The sequence below is a fragment of the Nocardia uniformis NBRC 13702 genome (assembly GCF_001613345.1).
GTDB lineage: Bacteria > Actinomycetota > Actinomycetes > Mycobacteriales > Mycobacteriaceae > Nocardia > Nocardia uniformis.
The window spans coordinates 39,704-56,989 of sequence record NZ_BDCE01000107.1 but is presented as its reverse complement, the minus strand read 5'-3'; the positions used below and the strand labels follow the sequence as shown (position 1 = coordinate 56,989).

Annotated in this window: 18 protein-coding genes; 6 read left to right on the top strand and 12 right to left on the bottom strand. The window is 64.9% G+C overall.

Annotated elements, in window-relative coordinates:
* The first annotated feature begins 19 nt into the window (after nt 1-19).
* Together lpdA and NU1_RS36535 are read left to right on the top strand one after the other, a co-directional pair.
* Nucleotides 20-1,423, top strand: coding sequence for a dihydrolipoyl dehydrogenase (gene lpdA / locus NU1_RS36540; protein WP_067528801.1), 1,404 nt, complete (start codon nt 20-22; stop codon nt 1,421-1,423).
* 75 nt (nt 1,424-1,498) lie between these two features.
* Nucleotides 1,499-1,927, top strand: a complete 429-nt coding sequence (locus NU1_RS36535) for a hypothetical protein (protein ID WP_157553489.1) — start codon at nt 1,499-1,501, stop codon at nt 1,925-1,927.
* A 103-nt stretch (nt 1,928-2,030) separates the two neighbouring features.
* Here the strand turns inward: NU1_RS36535 and NU1_RS36530 are convergent, their stop codons facing one another.
* Nucleotides 2,031-2,429 carry a winged helix-turn-helix transcriptional regulator gene (locus NU1_RS36530; protein WP_067528829.1) on the bottom strand — a complete coding sequence of 133 codons (399 nt, stop codon included), beginning with the start codon at nt 2,427-2,429 and terminating at the stop codon, nt 2,031-2,033.
* A 115-nt stretch (nt 2,430-2,544) separates the two neighbouring features.
* On the opposite strand from NU1_RS36530, the gene NU1_RS36525 reads away from it, so the two are divergent.
* A complete protein-coding gene (locus NU1_RS36525) occupies nt 2,545-3,393 on the top strand; it encodes an SDR family oxidoreductase (RefSeq protein ID WP_067528799.1) in 849 nt (282 codons plus the stop codon).
* A gap of 84 nt (nt 3,394-3,477) precedes the next feature.
* Here the strand turns inward: NU1_RS36525 and NU1_RS36520 are convergent, their stop codons facing one another.
* Both NU1_RS36520 and NU1_RS36515 read right to left on the bottom strand, forming a co-directional pair.
* Complete coding sequence (locus tag NU1_RS36520) at nt 3,478-3,888, bottom strand: Cif family virulence factor (RefSeq protein ID WP_067528798.1); 411 nt, start codon at nt 3,886-3,888, stop codon at nt 3,478-3,480.
* Between the two features lie 17 nt (nt 3,889-3,905).
* On the bottom strand, nt 3,906-4,283 hold the full coding sequence (locus NU1_RS36515; protein ID WP_067528797.1) for a VOC family protein: 378 nt from the start codon (nt 4,281-4,283) through the stop codon (nt 3,906-3,908).
* Between the two features lie 149 nt (nt 4,284-4,432).
* On the opposite strand from NU1_RS36515, the gene NU1_RS36510 reads away from it, so the two are divergent.
* On the top strand, nt 4,433-5,218 hold the full coding sequence (locus NU1_RS36510) for a TetR/AcrR family transcriptional regulator (RefSeq protein WP_067528796.1): 786 nt from the start codon (nt 4,433-4,435) through the stop codon (nt 5,216-5,218).
* 140 nt (nt 5,219-5,358) lie between these two features.
* Nucleotides 5,359-6,225 (top strand): alpha/beta fold hydrolase, encoded by an 867-nt coding sequence (locus tag NU1_RS36505; RefSeq protein WP_067528828.1) that lies wholly within the window; start codon nt 5,359-5,361, stop codon nt 6,223-6,225.
* 16 nt (nt 6,226-6,241) lie between these two features.
* Here NU1_RS36505 and NU1_RS36500 read toward each other — a convergent pair whose 3' ends face one another.
* From NU1_RS36500 to ramB, 8 genes are all read right to left on the bottom strand, one after another.
* The gene (locus tag NU1_RS36500) at nt 6,242-6,781 is read right to left on the bottom strand and encodes a carboxymuconolactone decarboxylase family protein (RefSeq protein WP_067528795.1); all 540 of its coding nucleotides are present in this window, start codon (nt 6,779-6,781) and stop codon (nt 6,242-6,244) included.
* Nucleotides 6,782-7,234: 453 nt separating this feature from the next.
* Nucleotides 7,235-7,951: a GntR family transcriptional regulator gene (locus NU1_RS36495; RefSeq protein WP_067528794.1), complete on the bottom strand. Its 717-nt coding sequence runs from the start codon at nt 7,949-7,951 to the stop codon at nt 7,235-7,237.
* A 14-nt stretch (nt 7,952-7,965) separates the two neighbouring features.
* Nucleotides 7,966-8,658, bottom strand: coding sequence for an urea ABC transporter ATP-binding subunit UrtE (gene urtE, locus NU1_RS36490; RefSeq protein ID WP_067528793.1), 693 nt, complete (start codon nt 8,656-8,658; stop codon nt 7,966-7,968).
* Nucleotides 8,658-9,521, bottom strand: a complete 864-nt coding sequence (gene urtD, locus NU1_RS36485; RefSeq protein WP_067528792.1) for an urea ABC transporter ATP-binding protein UrtD — start codon at nt 9,519-9,521, stop codon at nt 8,658-8,660. Before urtD ends, urtE begins: the two co-directional genes overlap by 1 nt.
* Complete coding sequence (urtC, locus tag NU1_RS36480) at nt 9,518-10,696, bottom strand: urea ABC transporter permease subunit UrtC (RefSeq protein WP_067528791.1); 1,179 nt, start codon at nt 10,694-10,696, stop codon at nt 9,518-9,520. The genes urtD and urtC overlap by 4 nt, the downstream gene beginning before the upstream one ends.
* Before the next feature lie 70 nt (nt 10,697-10,766).
* Nucleotides 10,767-11,651: an urea ABC transporter permease subunit UrtB gene (urtB, locus tag NU1_RS36475; protein ID WP_067528790.1), complete on the bottom strand. Its 885-nt coding sequence runs from the start codon at nt 11,649-11,651 to the stop codon at nt 10,767-10,769.
* 113 nt (nt 11,652-11,764) lie between these two features.
* Entirely contained in the window at nt 11,765-13,000 is a 1,236-nt protein-coding gene (urtA, locus tag NU1_RS36470) for an urea ABC transporter substrate-binding protein (RefSeq protein ID WP_371859872.1), read from the bottom strand.
* Nucleotides 13,001-13,345: 345 nt separating this feature from the next.
* A complete protein-coding gene (gene ramB, locus NU1_RS36465) occupies nt 13,346-14,755 on the bottom strand; it encodes an acetate metabolism transcriptional regulator RamB (RefSeq protein ID WP_067528788.1) in 1,410 nt (469 codons plus the stop codon).
* A 93-nt stretch (nt 14,756-14,848) separates the two neighbouring features.
* Here ramB and NU1_RS36460 point away from each other — a divergent pair, with 93 nt between their 5' ends.
* Nucleotides 14,849-16,429 (top strand): ATP-dependent DNA ligase, encoded by a 1,581-nt coding sequence (locus NU1_RS36460; RefSeq protein ID WP_067528827.1) that lies wholly within the window; start codon nt 14,849-14,851, stop codon nt 16,427-16,429.
* Nucleotides 16,430-16,729: 300 nt separating this feature from the next.
* Here NU1_RS36460 and NU1_RS36455 read toward each other — a convergent pair whose 3' ends face one another.
* Nucleotides 16,730-17,182: a DUF4254 domain-containing protein gene (locus tag NU1_RS36455; protein WP_067528787.1), complete on the bottom strand. Its 453-nt coding sequence runs from the start codon at nt 17,180-17,182 to the stop codon at nt 16,730-16,732.
* Between the last annotated feature and the right edge of the window lie 104 nt (nt 17,183-17,286).

Here is a 17,286-nt window from a genome sequence, read left to right as displayed (position 1 = left end):
CGGAGTTAGGCTCGGGGCCGTGACTTCCCACTACGATGTCGTCGTTCTCGGCGCGGGCCCCGGCGGATACGTCGCCGCGATTCGCGCCGCTCAACTCGGCCTGCGAACAGCGATTGTCGAGCAGAAATACTGGGGTGGCGTGTGCCTGAACGTGGGCTGCATCCCGTCCAAGGCACTGCTGCGTAACGCGGAGCTTGCTCATATCTTCACGAAGGAAGCCAAGACCTTCGGCATCAGCGGGGAGGCGAGCTTCGATTTCGGCGCCGCCTTCGATCGCAGCCGCAAGGTCGCGGACGGCCGCGTCAAGGGCGTCCACTTCCTGATGAAGAAGAACAAGATCGACGAGTTCGACGGCCTCGGTTCGTTCACCGGCCCCAACTCCCTCGACGTCGCCCTCACCAAGGGGGGCTCCGAGACCATCACCTTCGATAACGCGATCATCGCGACCGGCACCGAGACCAAGCTGCTGCCGGGCACCTCGCTGTCGGCGAATGTGGTCACCTACGAGGAGCAGATCCTCACCCGCGATCTGCCGGGCTCGATCCTCATTGTCGGCGCGGGCGCGATCGGTATGGAGTTCGCCTACGTCCTCAAGAACTACGGCGTGGATGTGCGCATTGTCGAATTCCTCGACCGTGCGCTGCCCAATGAGGACGCCGATGTCTCCAAGGAGATCACCAAGGCGTACAAGAAGCTCGGCGTCACCATCACCACCGGTGCGTCGGTGCAGTCCATTGAGGACGACGGTTCCAAGGTCACCGTTTCGATCAAGGACAACAAGTCCGAGAAGGTCGAGACCGTCACCGTGGACAAGGTGCTGCAGGCCGTTGGTTTCGCCCCGCGGGTCAAGGGCTACGGCCTGGAGACCACCGGCGTCGAGCTGACCGACCGCGGCGCCATCGCGATCGACGACCACATGCGCACCAATGTGCCGCATATCTACGCCATCGGTGACGTCACCGCCAAGCTGCAGCTCGCGCATGTCGCGGAGGCACAGGGTGTGGTGGCCGCCGAGACCATCGGCGGTGCCGAGACCCAGATCCTGGGCGACTACCGCATGATGCCGCGCGCCACGTTCTGTCAGCCGCAGGTCGCCAGCTTCGGCCTGACCGAGCAGCAGGCCAAGGACGAGGGCTATGACGTCAAGGTCGCCACCTTCCCGTTCCAGGCGAACGGCAAGGCACACGGCCTCGGCGACCCCACCGGTTTCGTCAAGCTCATCGCCGACGCCAAGTACGGCGAACTCCTCGGCGGCCACCTCATCGGCCACGACGTCTCCGAACTGCTGCCGGAACTGACCCTGGCCCAGAAGTGGGACCTCACGGTTAATGAGTTGGCACGTAATGTGCACACGCACCCGACCATGAGCGAGGCCTTGCAGGAGGCCATTCACGGCCTCGCGGGGCACATGATCAACTTCTGATCTGCGCTCGAATCGCGAGGCGCCCCACGGCTTTCGAGCCGTGGGGCGCTTTCGTTTTCTGATACCGTCACCGGTGTGAACGGCTCGAAGTCAGCGAAACCGCCTGGCTCCGGGCCGTTTTCGCGGTCTTTGGTGCGGTGGATCGGCCTGGTCGCTGTGTTGATCATCGGCACGGCGCTCGTCCTGGCGGATTCCCAGCTCGCTCGGACCGACAAGCTGCAACGGTTCGAGCAACCGGGCGAGGTCACCTACGCCGACCGGTCGACGCATTACGTGGGGCTGCTGGAGCGCCGGAGTTGGGTGTTGCGGCGGCACAACGAGTACGAGATCTATACCGGGCGCTATCCCGAGATGGGGTACGGCCACTTCGTATCGTTCGACTGGACCGGTTCGGAGCGGCCGGTGATTCGGGATGCTGACTGGCGCCCCGACGGGGTGCGGGTTCGATTCGAATCCGGTCACGAAATATTCGTTCCGGCAGACGCGTTCATGTTCGGGCGTTGACGCCACAGGGGGCGCGTCGGTCTGCTGTTCGCGCTCGGACTCGGGCCCAGCCTCCTTCGGGTTCGGAGGCGAGGCCCCGGGGAGTCCCGAGCGTCGGCACCCCTCAATCCCGGTGATAGGCGTCCTGGGCGGCGCGGATCCGGTCGATATTCGATTCGAGCACGTGGATCAGACCCACGATCTGGTCGGCGACCTGTGCGCCGAGGTCGGTGAGGGTGTATTCGACATGCGGCGGGATGGACTGCTGGACCTCGCGGTGGATCATGCCGTCGCGTTCGAGGTTTTGCAGGGTTTGCGAGAGCATGCGTTCGCTGATGCCGTCGACGCGGCGGCGTAGGGCGCTGAAGCGGTAGGGGCCTTCGCGCAGGGCGGCCAGGGCCAGGACACCCCAGCGGCTGGCTACGTTCTGCAGGACCGGGCGGGAGGCGCAGTTCCGGGCGAAGACGTCGGCTTCCAGGGTGGGGTCGGTGGTGTCCGCCGTATCCGGGTGCCGCGTGGTCATGATGTCGAGATTACTCATCCTGCCCCCAACTTCAGTGGTGCGGGAATAGCATGTACTAACTAATAGTTAGTACAACCCGATAGGGCAGTTCATTCCCGTATATCTGGAGGTAGCTATGACCGTCGCAGTCACCGGAGCCAGTGGTCAGCTGGGTCGTCTCGTGGTCGAGGCATTGTTGCGGAAGGGCGTCACGCCGGTCGCCATCGTGCGGGATCCGGCGAAGGTTGCCGATCTGGCCGAGCTCGGGGCGCAGGTGCGGCAGGCGTCGTACGACGATCCGGCCGCGCTCGACCGCGCGCTGGTGGGAGTGGATAGGGTGCTGCTGGTCTCGGGTAACGAGTTCGGTGCGCGAGTAGCGCAGCACACCAATGTGATTCGCGCGGCCGAGCGTGCGGGGGTGGAGCTGCTGGCCTATACGAGCATTCCGCACGCGGAGCGCAATGAGCTGATTCTGGCGCAGGAGCATCGCGGAACCGAGGCGGTGCTGGCGGCATCGACCGTGCCGAATGTCTTGCTGCGCAATGGTTGGTACTGGGAGAACTACACCGGGGGACTCGCCCAGGCCGTCGAATCCGGTGTGCTGCACGGTGCCGCAGGGGAGGGGCGGGTGGCGGCCGCAGCTCGCGCGGATTACGCCGAGGCGGCCGCACAGGTGCTCACCACCGACGGGCACGCCGGGCAGGTGTACGAGCTGGGCGGCGATGAACGGCTCACGTATTCAGAGCTCGCGCAGGTGATTTCGCAGGTATCCGGTAAGCCGGTGCGCTACGAGAACCTGGCGCAGGTCGATTACGCCGCCGCGCTCGAAGGCGCGGGGTTGCCGTCCGGGTACGCGCAGGCGCTGGCCGATGCGGATACCGGTATCAGCACCGGAATTCTCGATGTCGACAGCGGAGACCTACAGAAGCTCCTGGGCCGGGCCGCGACACCGGTGGCGGACGTGTTCCGCGCTGCACTGAGCTGATACTCGGTCGGGCCGATGCTCACGAAGGGCGGCAGGATTTCCACGAAATCCCGCCGCCCTTCGCCATTTACGGGCAGTTCGGATTCAGAAGTCGCCCCAGCCACCCTGCACCATGGTCTGGAACTTCCAGCTCCCATCGCACTTCACCAGCAGGTCGCCGTAACGGACCCGCTGACCGACCCCGCCGACGGTGATGGTGGCGTCGGTGATGACGAATGCCAGGTTCGCATTGATGAAATGCGGTGTACGGGTGGACTCCATGGCGAAATCGTCGCCCCCGCCGCGCTGTTCGGTCAGTTGTGCGACGTACTGTTCGCGACTGAAGGACTTCGCCAGGCCATCGGTGACCTCATTGAGTGGGTACATCGCCGTATCCGCCATGGCCTCGACATCACCGGCCACTGCGAGTGCGTCATAGTCGGCGAACCAGGCGAGCACCTCCGCCACATCGGCTGAGCTGGGTGTGAAGTCACTGCTCACGGGCATGGTTGTCATGATTGCTCCTAGTGTTCTCAAACCCACTGCACGAGTTGGATGACAATGCCGTTGGGATCGAGAGCCTGGAAGTAGCGCTCGCCCCACGGCTCCGTCTCGATCGGGGTGATGATCTGGACCCCTTCGCCCCGCACCCGTTCGTATTCGCTGTCGATGTCCTCGACGACGAAGGCCACCAGTAGCCCCTGCCCCGCATTACTCGCAATGCGTTCGGGTTTGAAGGTGGACAGTCCGGTGCGCAGGTAGATGATGTTGAACCCGGCATCGGGGCGGCCGAGCGATACGAAGCCGTCGGATGACATCTCCTCGGCGAAACCGAAGTGGTCGATGAGGAACTTCGCCGACGCCTGCGGATCGGGCACGTTCAGGGAGATAGCGGAAGCGGTGATTTTCATAGGTTCCTCCTCGGTGTGCCATTTAACTCTATACTAAGTACGCTGTACTTTGTACGTAAATTCCGAACGGGCCGCATCGTGATGAGCGTCACGCCGATACGATCAGGGGCTCAGGTGTGATCGGTATAAGCGAAGGGGCAGGTCACGGCATGGAGAAGAAGGCACGCGGGGGTGAGCGCAGCAGCGCGGGCGATCCCGCGCGGACGCTGGAACTGCTGTGGCGCTCCCCGGGACAGGGTGGTTCCGCGCGCGGACCGAAGCAGCGCACCACCGTGGACGCGGTCGTCGCGGCCGCCATCGAGATCGCCGATACGGAGGGGTTGGCGGCGCTGACCATGCGTTCGGTGGCGGCGAAGCTGGGCGTCACGCCGATGGCCACCTACACCTATGTCCCTGGCAAAGCCGAGTTGTTGGATCTGATGCTGGATACCGTCTACCAGCAGATGCCGCGCGCCGATCTCAGTGGAATGCCCTGGAAGGAACGGGTTTCCGCGATTGCCGCCGAGAACCGCGAGCTACTGGCCGGGCACCCCTGGGTCGCCTATGTGCCGACGACCCGCCCACCGCTGGGGCCCGGTCTGGCGGCAAAATACGACCACGAACTCGGTGCCTTCGACGGCCTCGGCCTCACCGACCTGGAAATGGACGCCGCCCTCACCCACGTCCTCGGCTTCGTGACCTCGGTGGCCCGCATAGCCATCGACACTCGCCGGGCCTCCGTCGACAGCGGTATGACCGACCACGAATGGTGGGAACGCACCGCTCCGGTGCTGGCCCGCGTCTTCGACCCCGCCCGATACCCGCTCGCCGCCCGGGTGGGCGAGGCCGCGGGCCGGGCCCACGACAGCGCCTACAGTGCCGACCACGCGTACGACTTCGGCCTGGTCCTCGTGCTCGACGGATTGGAGCGCCGTATCGCCTCTCGCTCGGTCTGAATCGAATTTCACTCGCACGGATGAGGATTCCGTCGGCGACCAAGATCATCGCAGGTCGGCGGCTGTCTCGATGGGCGGAACGTACGCGTGACACGATGCGGTGCAATACGATCGGGTGGGTAGCTCCGATCGGAGGTGTCATGCGGGCCGAACTCGAAAATTGGCTGGCTGCGGGAAGTTTCTTCCCGTTCGCCGGGTATCGCGCGTTCTATCGGAGGTCGGGCACCGGTCCGGCGCTACTGCTGGTACACGGGTACCCGTTCAATTCCTTCGACTGGCACCGGATTTGGTTCGAGGCCACCGAACACTACGAGGTCATCGCGCCCGACATGTTCGGAATGGGCTTCTCCGACAAGCCGGTTCGTCATCACTACAGCGTGATGGAGCAGGCCGATCTGCACGAGGCGCTACTCCGGTCGCTCGGGCTCGACGAGGTGCTGGTGATCGCCCACGACCTCGGTGTCAGCGTGGTCCAGGAAATGCTGGCCCGCCGTATGACCGACCAGACACTGCCGCGCATCCGGGCCGTGGCCTTCCTCAATGGTGGCCTGTTCCCGGAGGTCTACCGCCCGCGCTTCGTCCAGCGGATACTGTCCTCGCCCTTCGGTGAGGTGGTCGGCCCGCTCCTGCCCGCGCCGCTGTTGAAGGCCGCCGTCCGCGAGGTCTTCGGCCCCGACACCAAACCCAGCGATACCGATATGCGCGATTTCGTCGACATTATCGAATACAACCGGGGCCGCCTGGTGAACCACAAGGTCGGTCGATTCACGAAGGAACGCGAGGAGTTTCGCGACCGTTGGGTGGCACCGCTGTTGAAACCCCTTGTCCCGCTGCGCCTGATCAATGGCCCGCTGGACCCGAATTCCGGGGCCCATATGGCGGCGCGCTACCGCGAACTCGTGCCCGATCCCGATGTCGTGAGCCTGGACGGCATCGGCCACTGGCCCCAACTCGAAGCCCCCGCGGCCACGTTCCGGGCCGCTGACGACTTCCTCAGCGCCCACTAGGGCGAAGTCCGCCGGATCAGTGGTCGGGCTGGATGCGCAGCGCGGTGATAGTGCTGGCCAAACCCTCGTACTGGTTGATCAGCAGCACGATCTCGATGAGCTTCGGCTCGGCGTAGTGGGCCGCGAGCGCATTCCATGCGGCATTGTCGACGTCGCGGGTCGTGACCAGCTGATCGACGGCAATGAGGAGGGCACGCTCCTTGGCGGACCAGCCTTCGGCCGTCGGGCCCTGGCGAAGCCGGTCGAGGATTTCCGGCGTGATTCCGGCGCGTTTGCCGAGGCGAATGTGATGGTCGGTCTCGTATTCGCAATCGCGCAGGTGAGCGACCCGCAGAATAGCGAGTTCGGTTTCGTAGCGGGGGAGTTTGCCACCGGGCATGAGTCGGCCGGAGTAGTGCAGCCACCCGCGGAACAGGCCCTTGGCCTGGCCCAGGGTACTGAACAAATGCGCGTCATCGGTGCCCGCGGCACGCGAGAGAACCTGCCACACAAGCCAATTGACGGGTCCCAGCTCCCGGAAACGACCGGGGGCGATACGCGGCTCATTCGACACCATGCCTCACGCTAACAAACCGTCCCAGCCAGCGGATACCGATCGGTAGCGTTCGACGCCACAACGGTGCGCTCACTGAGATCGACGCCGTGACGTCCTCAGCGATCCGCGTCATTCCGGGTGAGCGACTCTCGTCATTCCGGCGTGCTTTTGGCCGGAATCCACTTCTGGCCGACAGCGGATCCCGGCCAAATGCATGCCGGGATGACGGGTTGGTGTGCGTGCCGGGATGACGGGGTTTGGGTGTGTCGGGGTGAAGAGGTTGGTGGGTATGCGTATGCCGCGAGCCATCGTCCCGCTCCTCGGCGCCGCCGCCGGACTGGCCTTCCTGCCAGCAGCCCAAACCGGCACTGCGCACCGCCATCAAATGCACCGTTGATGGGGCTGCGGGCGCAGGAGATCTTCTCCAGCAGCCGCTCCAGCTTCGCCCCTCGCCACCATCGCGCTGACCGACCTTCAATCACGCAGAGCGCGGGCAAGTTTGGTGAGTCGGAGGGCGTGTCCGGCCCGGCCCAGGACGTGATCACGGGAGGTGGTGATGTGGGTGACCAGGGTGTTCATCGCCTTGTCCAGGTCGCCTGCCAGCAGTTGTTCGGCTATGGCGATGTGGTCGGTGGTCATGGTGGCGATGCGGTCGGGCGTGGGCATATCGAGGGCGCGCACCGGGCGGACGCGGGCGTACACGGTTTCCAGGGCGTCGGTCAGGGCCGCATTGCCGGAGGCCGCCAACAGTCTGGAGTGGAATCGCTCATCGGCCGCGATGAGTTCGGCACCGGGGTGGGGTGGACAGGACCGCAGGTGCAGCCAGATCTCCAGCTCGCCGCCGACGGTCGCCGCATCGTGCACACGAGTGAGCGGGGCCGTAGCCGCGCCGTCGCCTGTGCGTTGCCGGTGAATTCCGTGTGATTCCAGCAGGATTCGCAGTTCGTAGAGGTCCGCGAGTTCGTCGAGCCGAGGGCGGTAGGGATAGAGGCCGTCGGGGTGGCGTTCGATGAGCCCGTCGGACTGTAGGCGCGCGAGGGCTTCGCGGACGGGGGTGCGGGAGACACCGTAGATTTCGGCCAGGCGTTCTTCGCCCAGCCGTTCGGTCGGTATCAGCACCCCTTCCGCGAGGTCACGTTGAAGTGACCGATATACCCGCTCCGACAACGGGATACGCCCCCTGCGCGCCATCTCGGATGGTCCGATCAGATCGCCATGGCCGTACGGACGTCGGCTTCCGCGCTCGCGCCACCGGTCCCGGCGGAGGTGACGCGGCCGGATTGCAGAACGTAGTACTGCTGGGCGGCCTGCAGGGCGAAACCGATGTGCTGTTCGACCAGTAGCACGCTCAACCCGCCGCGATTGGTGAGATCGATAATGGTGCGCTCGATCTCGGCGACCACCGACGGCTGAATGCCCTCGGTGGGTTCATCGAGGATGAGCAGTTTCGGCTCGGTAATGAGGGCGCGTGCAATGGCGAGCTGCTGACGTTGGCCGCCGGAGAGCAGACCGGCCTTGCGGGACAGCAGTTCCCGCAGGGCCGGGAAGAGGTCGAGGGCTTCGGCGACCAATTCCTTGCCACGTTTGCGCCCATCCGCCACCACCTGCAGGTTCTCCATGGTGGACAGCTGTGGGAAGGACTGCTGCCCCTGCGGAACGTAGGCGATGCCGTGCCGCACCCGCTTGGACGGTGCGGCCTTGGTGATGTCCTTGCCGTCGAAGGTGATTCGGCCCGACTTGGTGGGCAGTAGACCGACGGCGGCACGCAGCAGCGAGGTCTTCCCGGCGCCGTTGTGGCCCATAATGGCGACCACGCCGTCGTCCGGGACGGTCAGCGAGACGCCGTGGATGACCTCGGTGCGTCCGTAACCGGTATGGATATCGACGATTTCCAGCATCAGCGTGCCTCTTCCAAATCGGTCGTCGAGACGGCCTCGGTGGCCTCGGCGATAGCGTCGGCGTCGACGGGCGGCAGGTCACCGGCCGCCGCCGTGCCGAGGTACACCGCCTGCACCTTGGGATCGGCCTGGACCTCCTCCACGGTGCCCTCGCTGAGTACACGCCCACCGGCCAGTACCGTCACCGAGGTGGCGAAGGCGCGCATGAAGTCCATATCGTGCTCGACGACAATGACCACGCGATCGCCGCCGATGCGGCGCAGCAGGTTTCCGGTTTCCTCGCGCTCCTCGTGGCTCATCCCCGCGACGGGTTCGTCCAGCAGTAGCACCGAGGCGTTCTGCACCAGCAGCATGCCGATTTCCAGCCACTGCTTCTGGCCGTGGGCCAGCACGCCGGCGGGCTTATCGCGCAGCGCGGTCAAACCCGTTGTCTCCAGGGCCTCCTCGATGGCGGGAAGCGCCGATTTGCGCCTGCGCAGCAGTGTCAGCGCGGAACGCCCCGACCCCGCCGCGATATCGAGGTTCTGTAGCACCGTGAGCTGTTCGAATACGCTCGCCGTCTGGAAGGTACGCCCCACCCCGAGCCGAGCGATCTGATGCACCTTGCGGCCGATCAGCTCCGAACCGGACTTCTGTGCCGAACCGGTGGCCGGGACCAGTCCGGTAATGGCGTCGATGAGCGTGGTCTTACCCGCGCCATTGGGGCCGATGAGGAATCGCAGATCCCCCTGCAATACGGTCAGATCCACATCGGTCACGGCTTTGAACCCGTCGAAACTGACACAGAGACCGCGGATTTCGAGATACTCGCTATCCATTCCGGCATTGCCACCGGCTTTGGGTTCGTGGGCTGGCGTGGTCATCGTGCCTCCACCTTGTCGTCATCGGCCGACTTTTCCGCACCGTCGACCGGTGCTCCGGCGGACAGCACCGAGGCGACATTCGCCCCCGAGGCGTTCGCACCGCCCTTCGCCGGACGGAAGCGTGCCGTGAATTGTTTTGCCAGCGGCCCGAATCCGGCCAGACCGGCGGGCAGGAAGCCGACCACCACGATGAACAAGATGCCCTGGAGGTAGATCCATCCGGAGGGGAACTGTTCGGAGAAGGTGGTCTGTGCCCAGGCCACGCCGATCGCGCCCAGCACCGGGCCCAGGAGTGTGGTGCGACCGCCGATGGCGACACCGATGAGGAAGGCGATGGATGGCACCACACCGATATCCGCGGGCGAGATGATCCCCACGATCGGGGTGAACAGCGCACCCGCGATACCGGCGAAGAAGGCCGCCACCACATACGCCACGATCTTGATATTGGCGGGGTCATAGCCGAGGAAGCGCACCCGCTCCTCCTGATCGCGCACCGCGACCAGCAATTCCCCGTACCGGCTGTGCATGAGCTGGCGCGCGATGGCGACTACCACGAGCAGCGTGCCGGCCGCGATGAAGAACAGCATTCGCCGGTTCACCGGATCGTCCAGGCGGAATCCGAAGAAGGACCGGAAGTCGCTGAGTCCGGTGAATCCGCCAATGGTCTGCTGCCCGATGAGCAGAATGGCCATGGCGGCGGCGAGCGCCTGGCTCAGGATGGCGAAGTACGCGCCCTTGACCCGGCGCTTGAAAACGCCGAAGCCGAGTACGGCGGCCATCAGTGCGGGCAGGATCAGAATGCCGAGGACGGCCACCGGAGCCGAAGCGAAAGGCTGCCAGTACGAGGGCAGCTCGGGGATTCCGGCGATGACCATGAATTCCGGCACATCTTCGCCCTGTCTGGCGGCATCGGCGATCTGCATATGCATGGCCATGATGTACGCGCCGATACCGAAGAACACGCCCTGCCCGAGGGTGAGCATGCCGCCCCGGCCCCAGGCCAGGCCGATTCCGACGGCCACAATGGCGAAGCACAGAAACTTCGCCAGCAAGCTCAATCGAAAGTCACTGAGCGCCACCGGAGCAACGCCGAACAGCAGGACCGCGGCGATGGCGAAACCGCCGAGTGCCCGAGTGGAAGAATTCGCGCTGAGACGCTGGACAACATTCATGCTGTGCCTTTCGGGCCTGAGTGGGGACCCTGCGTGGTTACGCAAGCTGCCGCCTCCGGGCCTGACCCACTCACGCCAGGCTCCTGGTGCGGACGGTGAACAGCCCCTGCGGGCGCACCTGCAGGAAAATCACAATGACCACGAAGACGATCACCTTGGCGACCGAGGCGGTGGTCGAGTATTCGATGAACGAGTTGAGCAGGCCCATACCGAAGGCGGCGATCACCGTTCCCTTGATCTGCCCGAGTCCGCCGATGACCACCACCAGGAACGCGTCCACCAGGTAGCTCTGTCCGATGGTGGGGCTGGTCGAACCGATCAGGGTGAGCGCGACACCGGCGACGGCGGCCAGGCCGGAGCCGATGAAGAAGGTGCTGATATCGGTGAAACGGCTGGAGATACCGGAGGTTTCGGCGAGGCTGCGGTTCTGTACCACCGCCCGGATACGTCGGCCCATGGGCGTCGCCTTCAAAGCGATGGCCAGTGCGATCACCGCGCTCACGGCCAACACCAGGATGAAGATGCGGGTCTTGGGCACCACCGTCCCGGCAATGCTGATACCGCCGGTCAGCCACTCCGGGATATCCACGTTCTTGGCCTGTGCGCCGAAGATATTGCGGGTAGCCTGCTGCAACACCAGGCCGACGCCGAAGGTGACCAGCAGGGTGTCCAACGGCCGGTCGTACATCCACCGGATCAGGCCCATTTCCAGGGCCGCGCCCAGAAGCCCGCCGACCAGGAAGCCGACGAACAGCGAGACGATCAACGCCACGCCCGTCGACGAAACGACCTGTTGCACCACGAATGTGGTGTAGCAACCGGCCATGATGAACTCGCCGTGCGCCATATTGATCACGCCCATCTGACCGAAGGTCAATGACAGGCCCAGCGCCGCGAGCAGCAGGATGGAGCCCAGGCTCAATCCCGTGAATAGCTGTCCGACAGCCACTTCCATATGCTCTAACCTCGATTTCCTTCGCGCCGCGTACGGAAGCGGTGCTGCGGTAGCCTTTTCGGCCGGACGCGCACTACCGCGCGCCCGGCCGCCCCTCATCGAAAGGCCGGGTACTACTTCAGGCCCTTGGCCCACTCGTAGGACTTCAGGTATGGGTCCGGCACGATCGGCTCGCCGGAATCCCAGACGGTGTAGATCAGGCCGTCGGCCCGGATTTCACCGACGCGGGCGGTCTTGGTGATGTGGTGGTTGGAGCCGTCGATGGTGACGGTGCCCTCCGGGGCGTCGAAACTGACTCCGTCGGCCGCGGCCTGAATATCGGCCACCGCGAAGGATTTCGCCTTCTCGACGGTGTTCTTCCACAGGTAGACCGAGGTGTAGGCGGCCTCCATCGGGTCCGAGGTGGGCTTGTTCGCGCCGAACGCGGCCTTGTAGGCCTCGACAAAGGCCTTGTTGGCGGGCGAATCGACGGTCTGGTAGTAGTTCCACGCGGTCAGCTGACCGAGGATGTTCTGTACACCGATACCCGCGATCTCTTCCTCCGCGATCGACACCGAGACCACCGGCATGGTCTGCACGTTCAGGCCCGCGTTGGCGTACTCCCGGAAGAAGGCGACATTGGAGTCACCGTTGAGGGTGTTGAATACCGCGCCCGCCTTGGCAGTGCGGACCTTGTTGACGATTGTGGAGAAATCGGTGGAGCCCAGCGGCGCGTAATCCTCGCCCTTGACCTCCATACCGTTGGCCTCGGCCCACGCCTTGATCTCACGGTTGGCGGTCTGCGGGAATACGTAGTCGCTACCGACCAGGTAGACCGATGTGATGCCCTGCTGCTTCAGGTACTCCAGCCCCGGGATGATCTGCTGGTTGGTGGTGGCGCCGGTGTAGAAAATGTTCTTGCTGTCCTCCAGGCCCTCGTATTGAACGGGGTAGTAGAGCAGCGAATTCAGCGATTCGAACTTCGGCTTCATGGCCTTGCGGCTCGACGAGGTCCACCCGCCGAATACCGCGGCCACACAGTCGGAGCTGATCAGCTTCTCCGCCTTCTCGGCGAAGGTCTTGGGGTCGGACGCGCCGTCCTCGAGGACGAGCTCGACCTGTTTGCCCAGCACACCACCGGCGGCATTGATCTGATCCACCGCCAGCTTGGTGGAATTGGCGACCGTGACCTCACTGATGGCCATGGTGCCGGTCAGCGAGTGCAGGGACCCGATCTTGATGGTGTCGCGACTGGTATCGACGCAGGATTTGGCATTGGAACCCGATGCCGAGTCACTGTCCCGGGAGCCACATCCGGTCAGCAGCAGCGCGGACAGCGCCACCGCGGTCGGTACGGCGATCGCCTTCATCAGGCGCCGAGACGGTGCTCGGCTGAGGTCTCGAGAATCTTGCATGGGGCGGATCCTTCTCACATCACGGTGTTCGGCGGCGCGCTGTGCGCCGCGGCGAACACAGACCGCGTATACAGCGGCTGTATTCGTGAGGTGAAAGGTAAACGGGAAGTATTGCGCCCGAATGTCTCTCGGTGACGGTCCGATTGCCAGTGTTGCGTCGAGGTGAATTTGCGCTCACCGCAGCAGGTTTCACACTGCGAGAACTGCTGTTTGTGCTGGTGAGCGGCTTTTAATTGAGTGAGTCGATGTCAGCGGATGCTGGCAACGGCCCGATTCGCCGCGTGAGGATGGTTAACGGATTCACCGAATCACGTACGGGGAGATCGAGCTGCGATGCTCGCTGATATCGAGGGACTTGCCGAGCGGGGGAAACGCGCGCTGCGGGCAGTTGGAGCGTTCACACACTCGGCAGCCCGCACCGATGGGGGTTACCTGCGGGTCGTTGAGGTCGAGGCCGTCGGCGTATACGACGCGGTTGGCGTGTCGCAGTTCGCACCCCAGTCCGATGGCGAAGGTCTTGCTGGGTTCGCTGTAGCGGGTGGCGCGGCGTTCCACGGTTCTGGCCACCCACAGGTACTTGCGGCCGTCGGGCATCTGGGCGATCTGGGTCATGATCTTGCCGGGGTAGGCGAAGGTTTCGTAGACATTCCAGAGCGGACAGGTGCCGCCGCTGGAGGAGAAGTGAAAGCCGGTGGCGGACTGTCGTTTCGACATATTTCCCGCGCGGTCCACCCGGACGAAGGAGAACGGGACGCCACGAAGTTTCGGGCGTTGCAGGGTGGAGAGCCGGTGGCAGATGGTCTCGTAGCTCTGAGTGAAGAAGGCCGAGAGGCGCTCGATGTCGTAGCGGAAGTCCTCCGCTACCTCGAGGAAGTGGGTGTAGGGCAACACGGTGGCCGCGGCGAAATAGTTCGCGAAGCCGAGTTTCGCCAGGGTCCGAGTGTCCTCGTTGGCGAAATTTCCTTCCTCGACCAGCTTTTCGATGAGGTCGCCGCATTCCAGATAGGCCAGTTCGGCAGCGAGTTTGAAGACGCGCTGTCCACCGGACAGGTGCGGGGCGATTTCCAGACGGCGTGCCTCGGAATCGAATCTGTGTAGTACACCTTCGCCGAGGTCGATGCGTTCGACAATTTGCACACCGTGCGCGGTGGTGAGGCGGCGCGCGATCTCCCGCTTGAGATCACCGCCGTGGAAGCGCATTCGGGTGGCGAGTTCCTCTGCGGCGGTATCCAATTCGTGAATGTAGTTCTGCCGCTGGTAGAAGAAGTCGCGGACCTCCTCGTGCGGCCTCGAGATCGCTCCGGAACCGCTGCCGTCGGAGAAGCGGTCCTCGGTCGCGGCAGCCAGCTGCGCGGTCGTATTGCGGAAGCGGCGATGCATATTCACCATGGCGCGTGCCAAACCCGGGTGCGCGGAAACCATATCGGCGATCTCGGCGGCATCGGCCTCGATACCGAGCTCCTGGTCCATCACCACTTCTTGGAGTTCGGCGATGAGACGCGTGTCGTCTTGGGAGGAGAAGAAGCTCGCGTCGACACCGAATACCTCGCTGATCCGCAGCAGCACCGGTACGGTGAGCGGACGCACGTCGTGTTCGATCTGATTGAGGTAGCTCGCCGAGATCTCCAGCTTCTTGGCGAGAGAGACCTGGCTCAGCCCGCGTTCGGTGCGCAACTGACGTAGGCGCGCCCCGACGTAAGTCTTGGCCATATGTCCAGGTTAGGACGGATTCGCAGGGCTGCCAATGGGCAATTAGCAGAACTCGCGAGCGATATGTCACACCGGCGGGCTACCGTCGAGTTCGTGCTGTTGTCGCAAGTCGTCCAGGCGTCGGCGTCGGTCCGCGCGACCACTTCGCGCAAAACCAAGATCGCCACCCTCGCCGCGCTCCTGGCGCAGGTGGGGACCGATGAACTCGCGCAGGTGGTGGCGTGGGTTTCCGGCGAGCTGCTCCAGGGGCGGGTGGGGGCCGGGTGGCGGACCCTGACCGCTGTCGAGGTGGCACCGGCGTCGGAGGCGACGCTGACCGTCACCGACGTCGATCGGGTGCTCAGCGAGCTCGCTTCGACCTCCGGCACCGGATCGACCGCGCGGCGGCGTGAACTATTGGTCGGGCTGCTGGCCGCGGCCACCGTCGATGAACGCGAATTCCTCCTGCGATTGCTCATGGGGGAGCTGCGGCAGGGGGCGCTGACCGCGGTGGTGGCCGAGGCGGTGGCCGCGTCGGCGCGGGTGCCGCTGGAATCGGTGCGGCGGGCACACATGCTGTCCGGGCGGCTGCCGGTCACGGCGGTGGCGGCCAGGACCGGCGGAGCCGAGGCGCTGACGGCATTCCGGTTGCAGGTGGGGCGGCCGATTCAGCCCATGCTGGCCTCGCCGGGAGCCGCGCTGGACGAGGTCATGGCGGAGTTCGGCGGTGCGGTGAGCGTCGAACACAAGATGGATGGGGCGCGGATTCAGGTGCACCGGGACGGGGATCGGGTGTGGGTGTTCACCCGCACGCTGCGCGATATCACCGCCGGGGTACCCGAGTTGGTCGGTCTGGTGCGGGATTTGGACTGTACGAGTGTGGTGCTGGATGGAGAAACCCTTGCGCTGAACGACTCCGGTCGGCCCCGGCCGTTTCAGGAGACCATGAGCCGATTCGCCTCCGACCCAGCCGTGGCCGATCCGGCTGTGGTGCAGGCGAATTCGACTCGCGATTTGCTGCTGCATCCATATTTCTTCGACTGCTTGCACCTGGATGGTCAGGATCTACTCGACGCACCGCTTCGTGAGCGTCGTGCGGCGTTGACGAAAGTCGCTCCCGGACAGAGTATTCCGGCGCTTATCGCCCCCGGCCTGGAAGCGGCCGCGGAATACTTCGACGGTGGGCTCGCCGCCGGGCACGAGGGCATCATGATCAAATCCCTCGACTCGCCCTACGCCGCGGGCCGCCGGGGTCGCGCCTGGCAGAAGATCAAACCCACCCACACCCTGGACCTGGTCGTCCTCGGCGCGGAATGGGGGTACGGCCGCCGCACCGGGTATCTCTCCAACCTCCACCTCGGCGCGCGCGATCCGAACGGCGGCGATCCGATCATGGTCGGCAAAACCTTCAAGGGTCTGACCGACGCCCTCCTGCATTGGCAGACAGCCGAATTCCCCCGCCACGAACGCCTCCGCGACGGCAATACGGTGTTCTTGCGCCCGGTGCTGGTGGTCGAAATCGCCATCGACGGCGTGCAGACGAGTAGCCGCTATTCCGGCGGCGTAGCGCTGCGCTTCGCCCGGGTGGTGCGCTACCGCCCCGATAAGGAACCAGGCCAGGCCGACACCATCGACACGATTCGCGCGCTGCTTCCCGGCGGCTCGGCTGTCGCCGACGAGGTACTGGAGGCGTAGCCCCGGCACGCTGCTGGACCGTCCCTACCTGGCAGACCTGAATGCGGTGACCCCGGTCCGTGCCCGGATCACAGCGGATTCACAGCCCACCCTTCGGTTTGCCTGAGGTTCGCCGTACAGAGTCTCAGATATCGGCGGTCCGATACCGCCAGCCGCAAGACACGGAGGGTGCCTCCCACCCGCTGCTTTTCCAGCGGACCCGCCGTGGTCGGCCCGCCGATCGGATCGGTCGCCCATGCCTCGACCCATCCGGCGTGTGCTGTCGGCGACGCCCACCCCTCGGGGCGTCGCCGACGGTGCTCAGTACTCGTATTCGCGGTGGACCAGGAGATTGGGCAGGCGGCGGGCGCCGGTGGCTATATCGGTGGCCAGATCCTCATAGGCGGTGGCCAATTCGGTGAGGCGGGTGGCGGCGTCATGGACGGCCTCGTCGGGGCAGCTGGAGAGGGTCAGGTAGGCGAGCGTCGAGAATTGGGCGAGGCGGTCGACGACCGTGCCCACGGTTTCGGTGTGCAGGCGTGCGTCGCGGTCGGCTCTGGGGGATTCGGTGGCAACCCAGCGGTCGATATCGTGCACCAGGCGGGCACGGTGGTGGTCGATGGCGAAGGTGGCTCCGGGTTGGGCGGTGAGCCGTCGCTCGTGCAGGTCCGCGAGTAGTCCGGCGTAGTGCAGCACCGGATGATCGCCAGGGGGCAGGCCGCGGCAGGCCCGCAGTAACAGGTGTTTGGGTGGGAGCGGGTGCACGGCGGCCATCCTGCTACGCGAATATCTCCGATTGGCAACGAAATTCGCCACTCGCGCGGTGGGTCGGAGCCGCTGCGAGTCGATCTTGCCGTACCTCGCGCTTCATGATCATC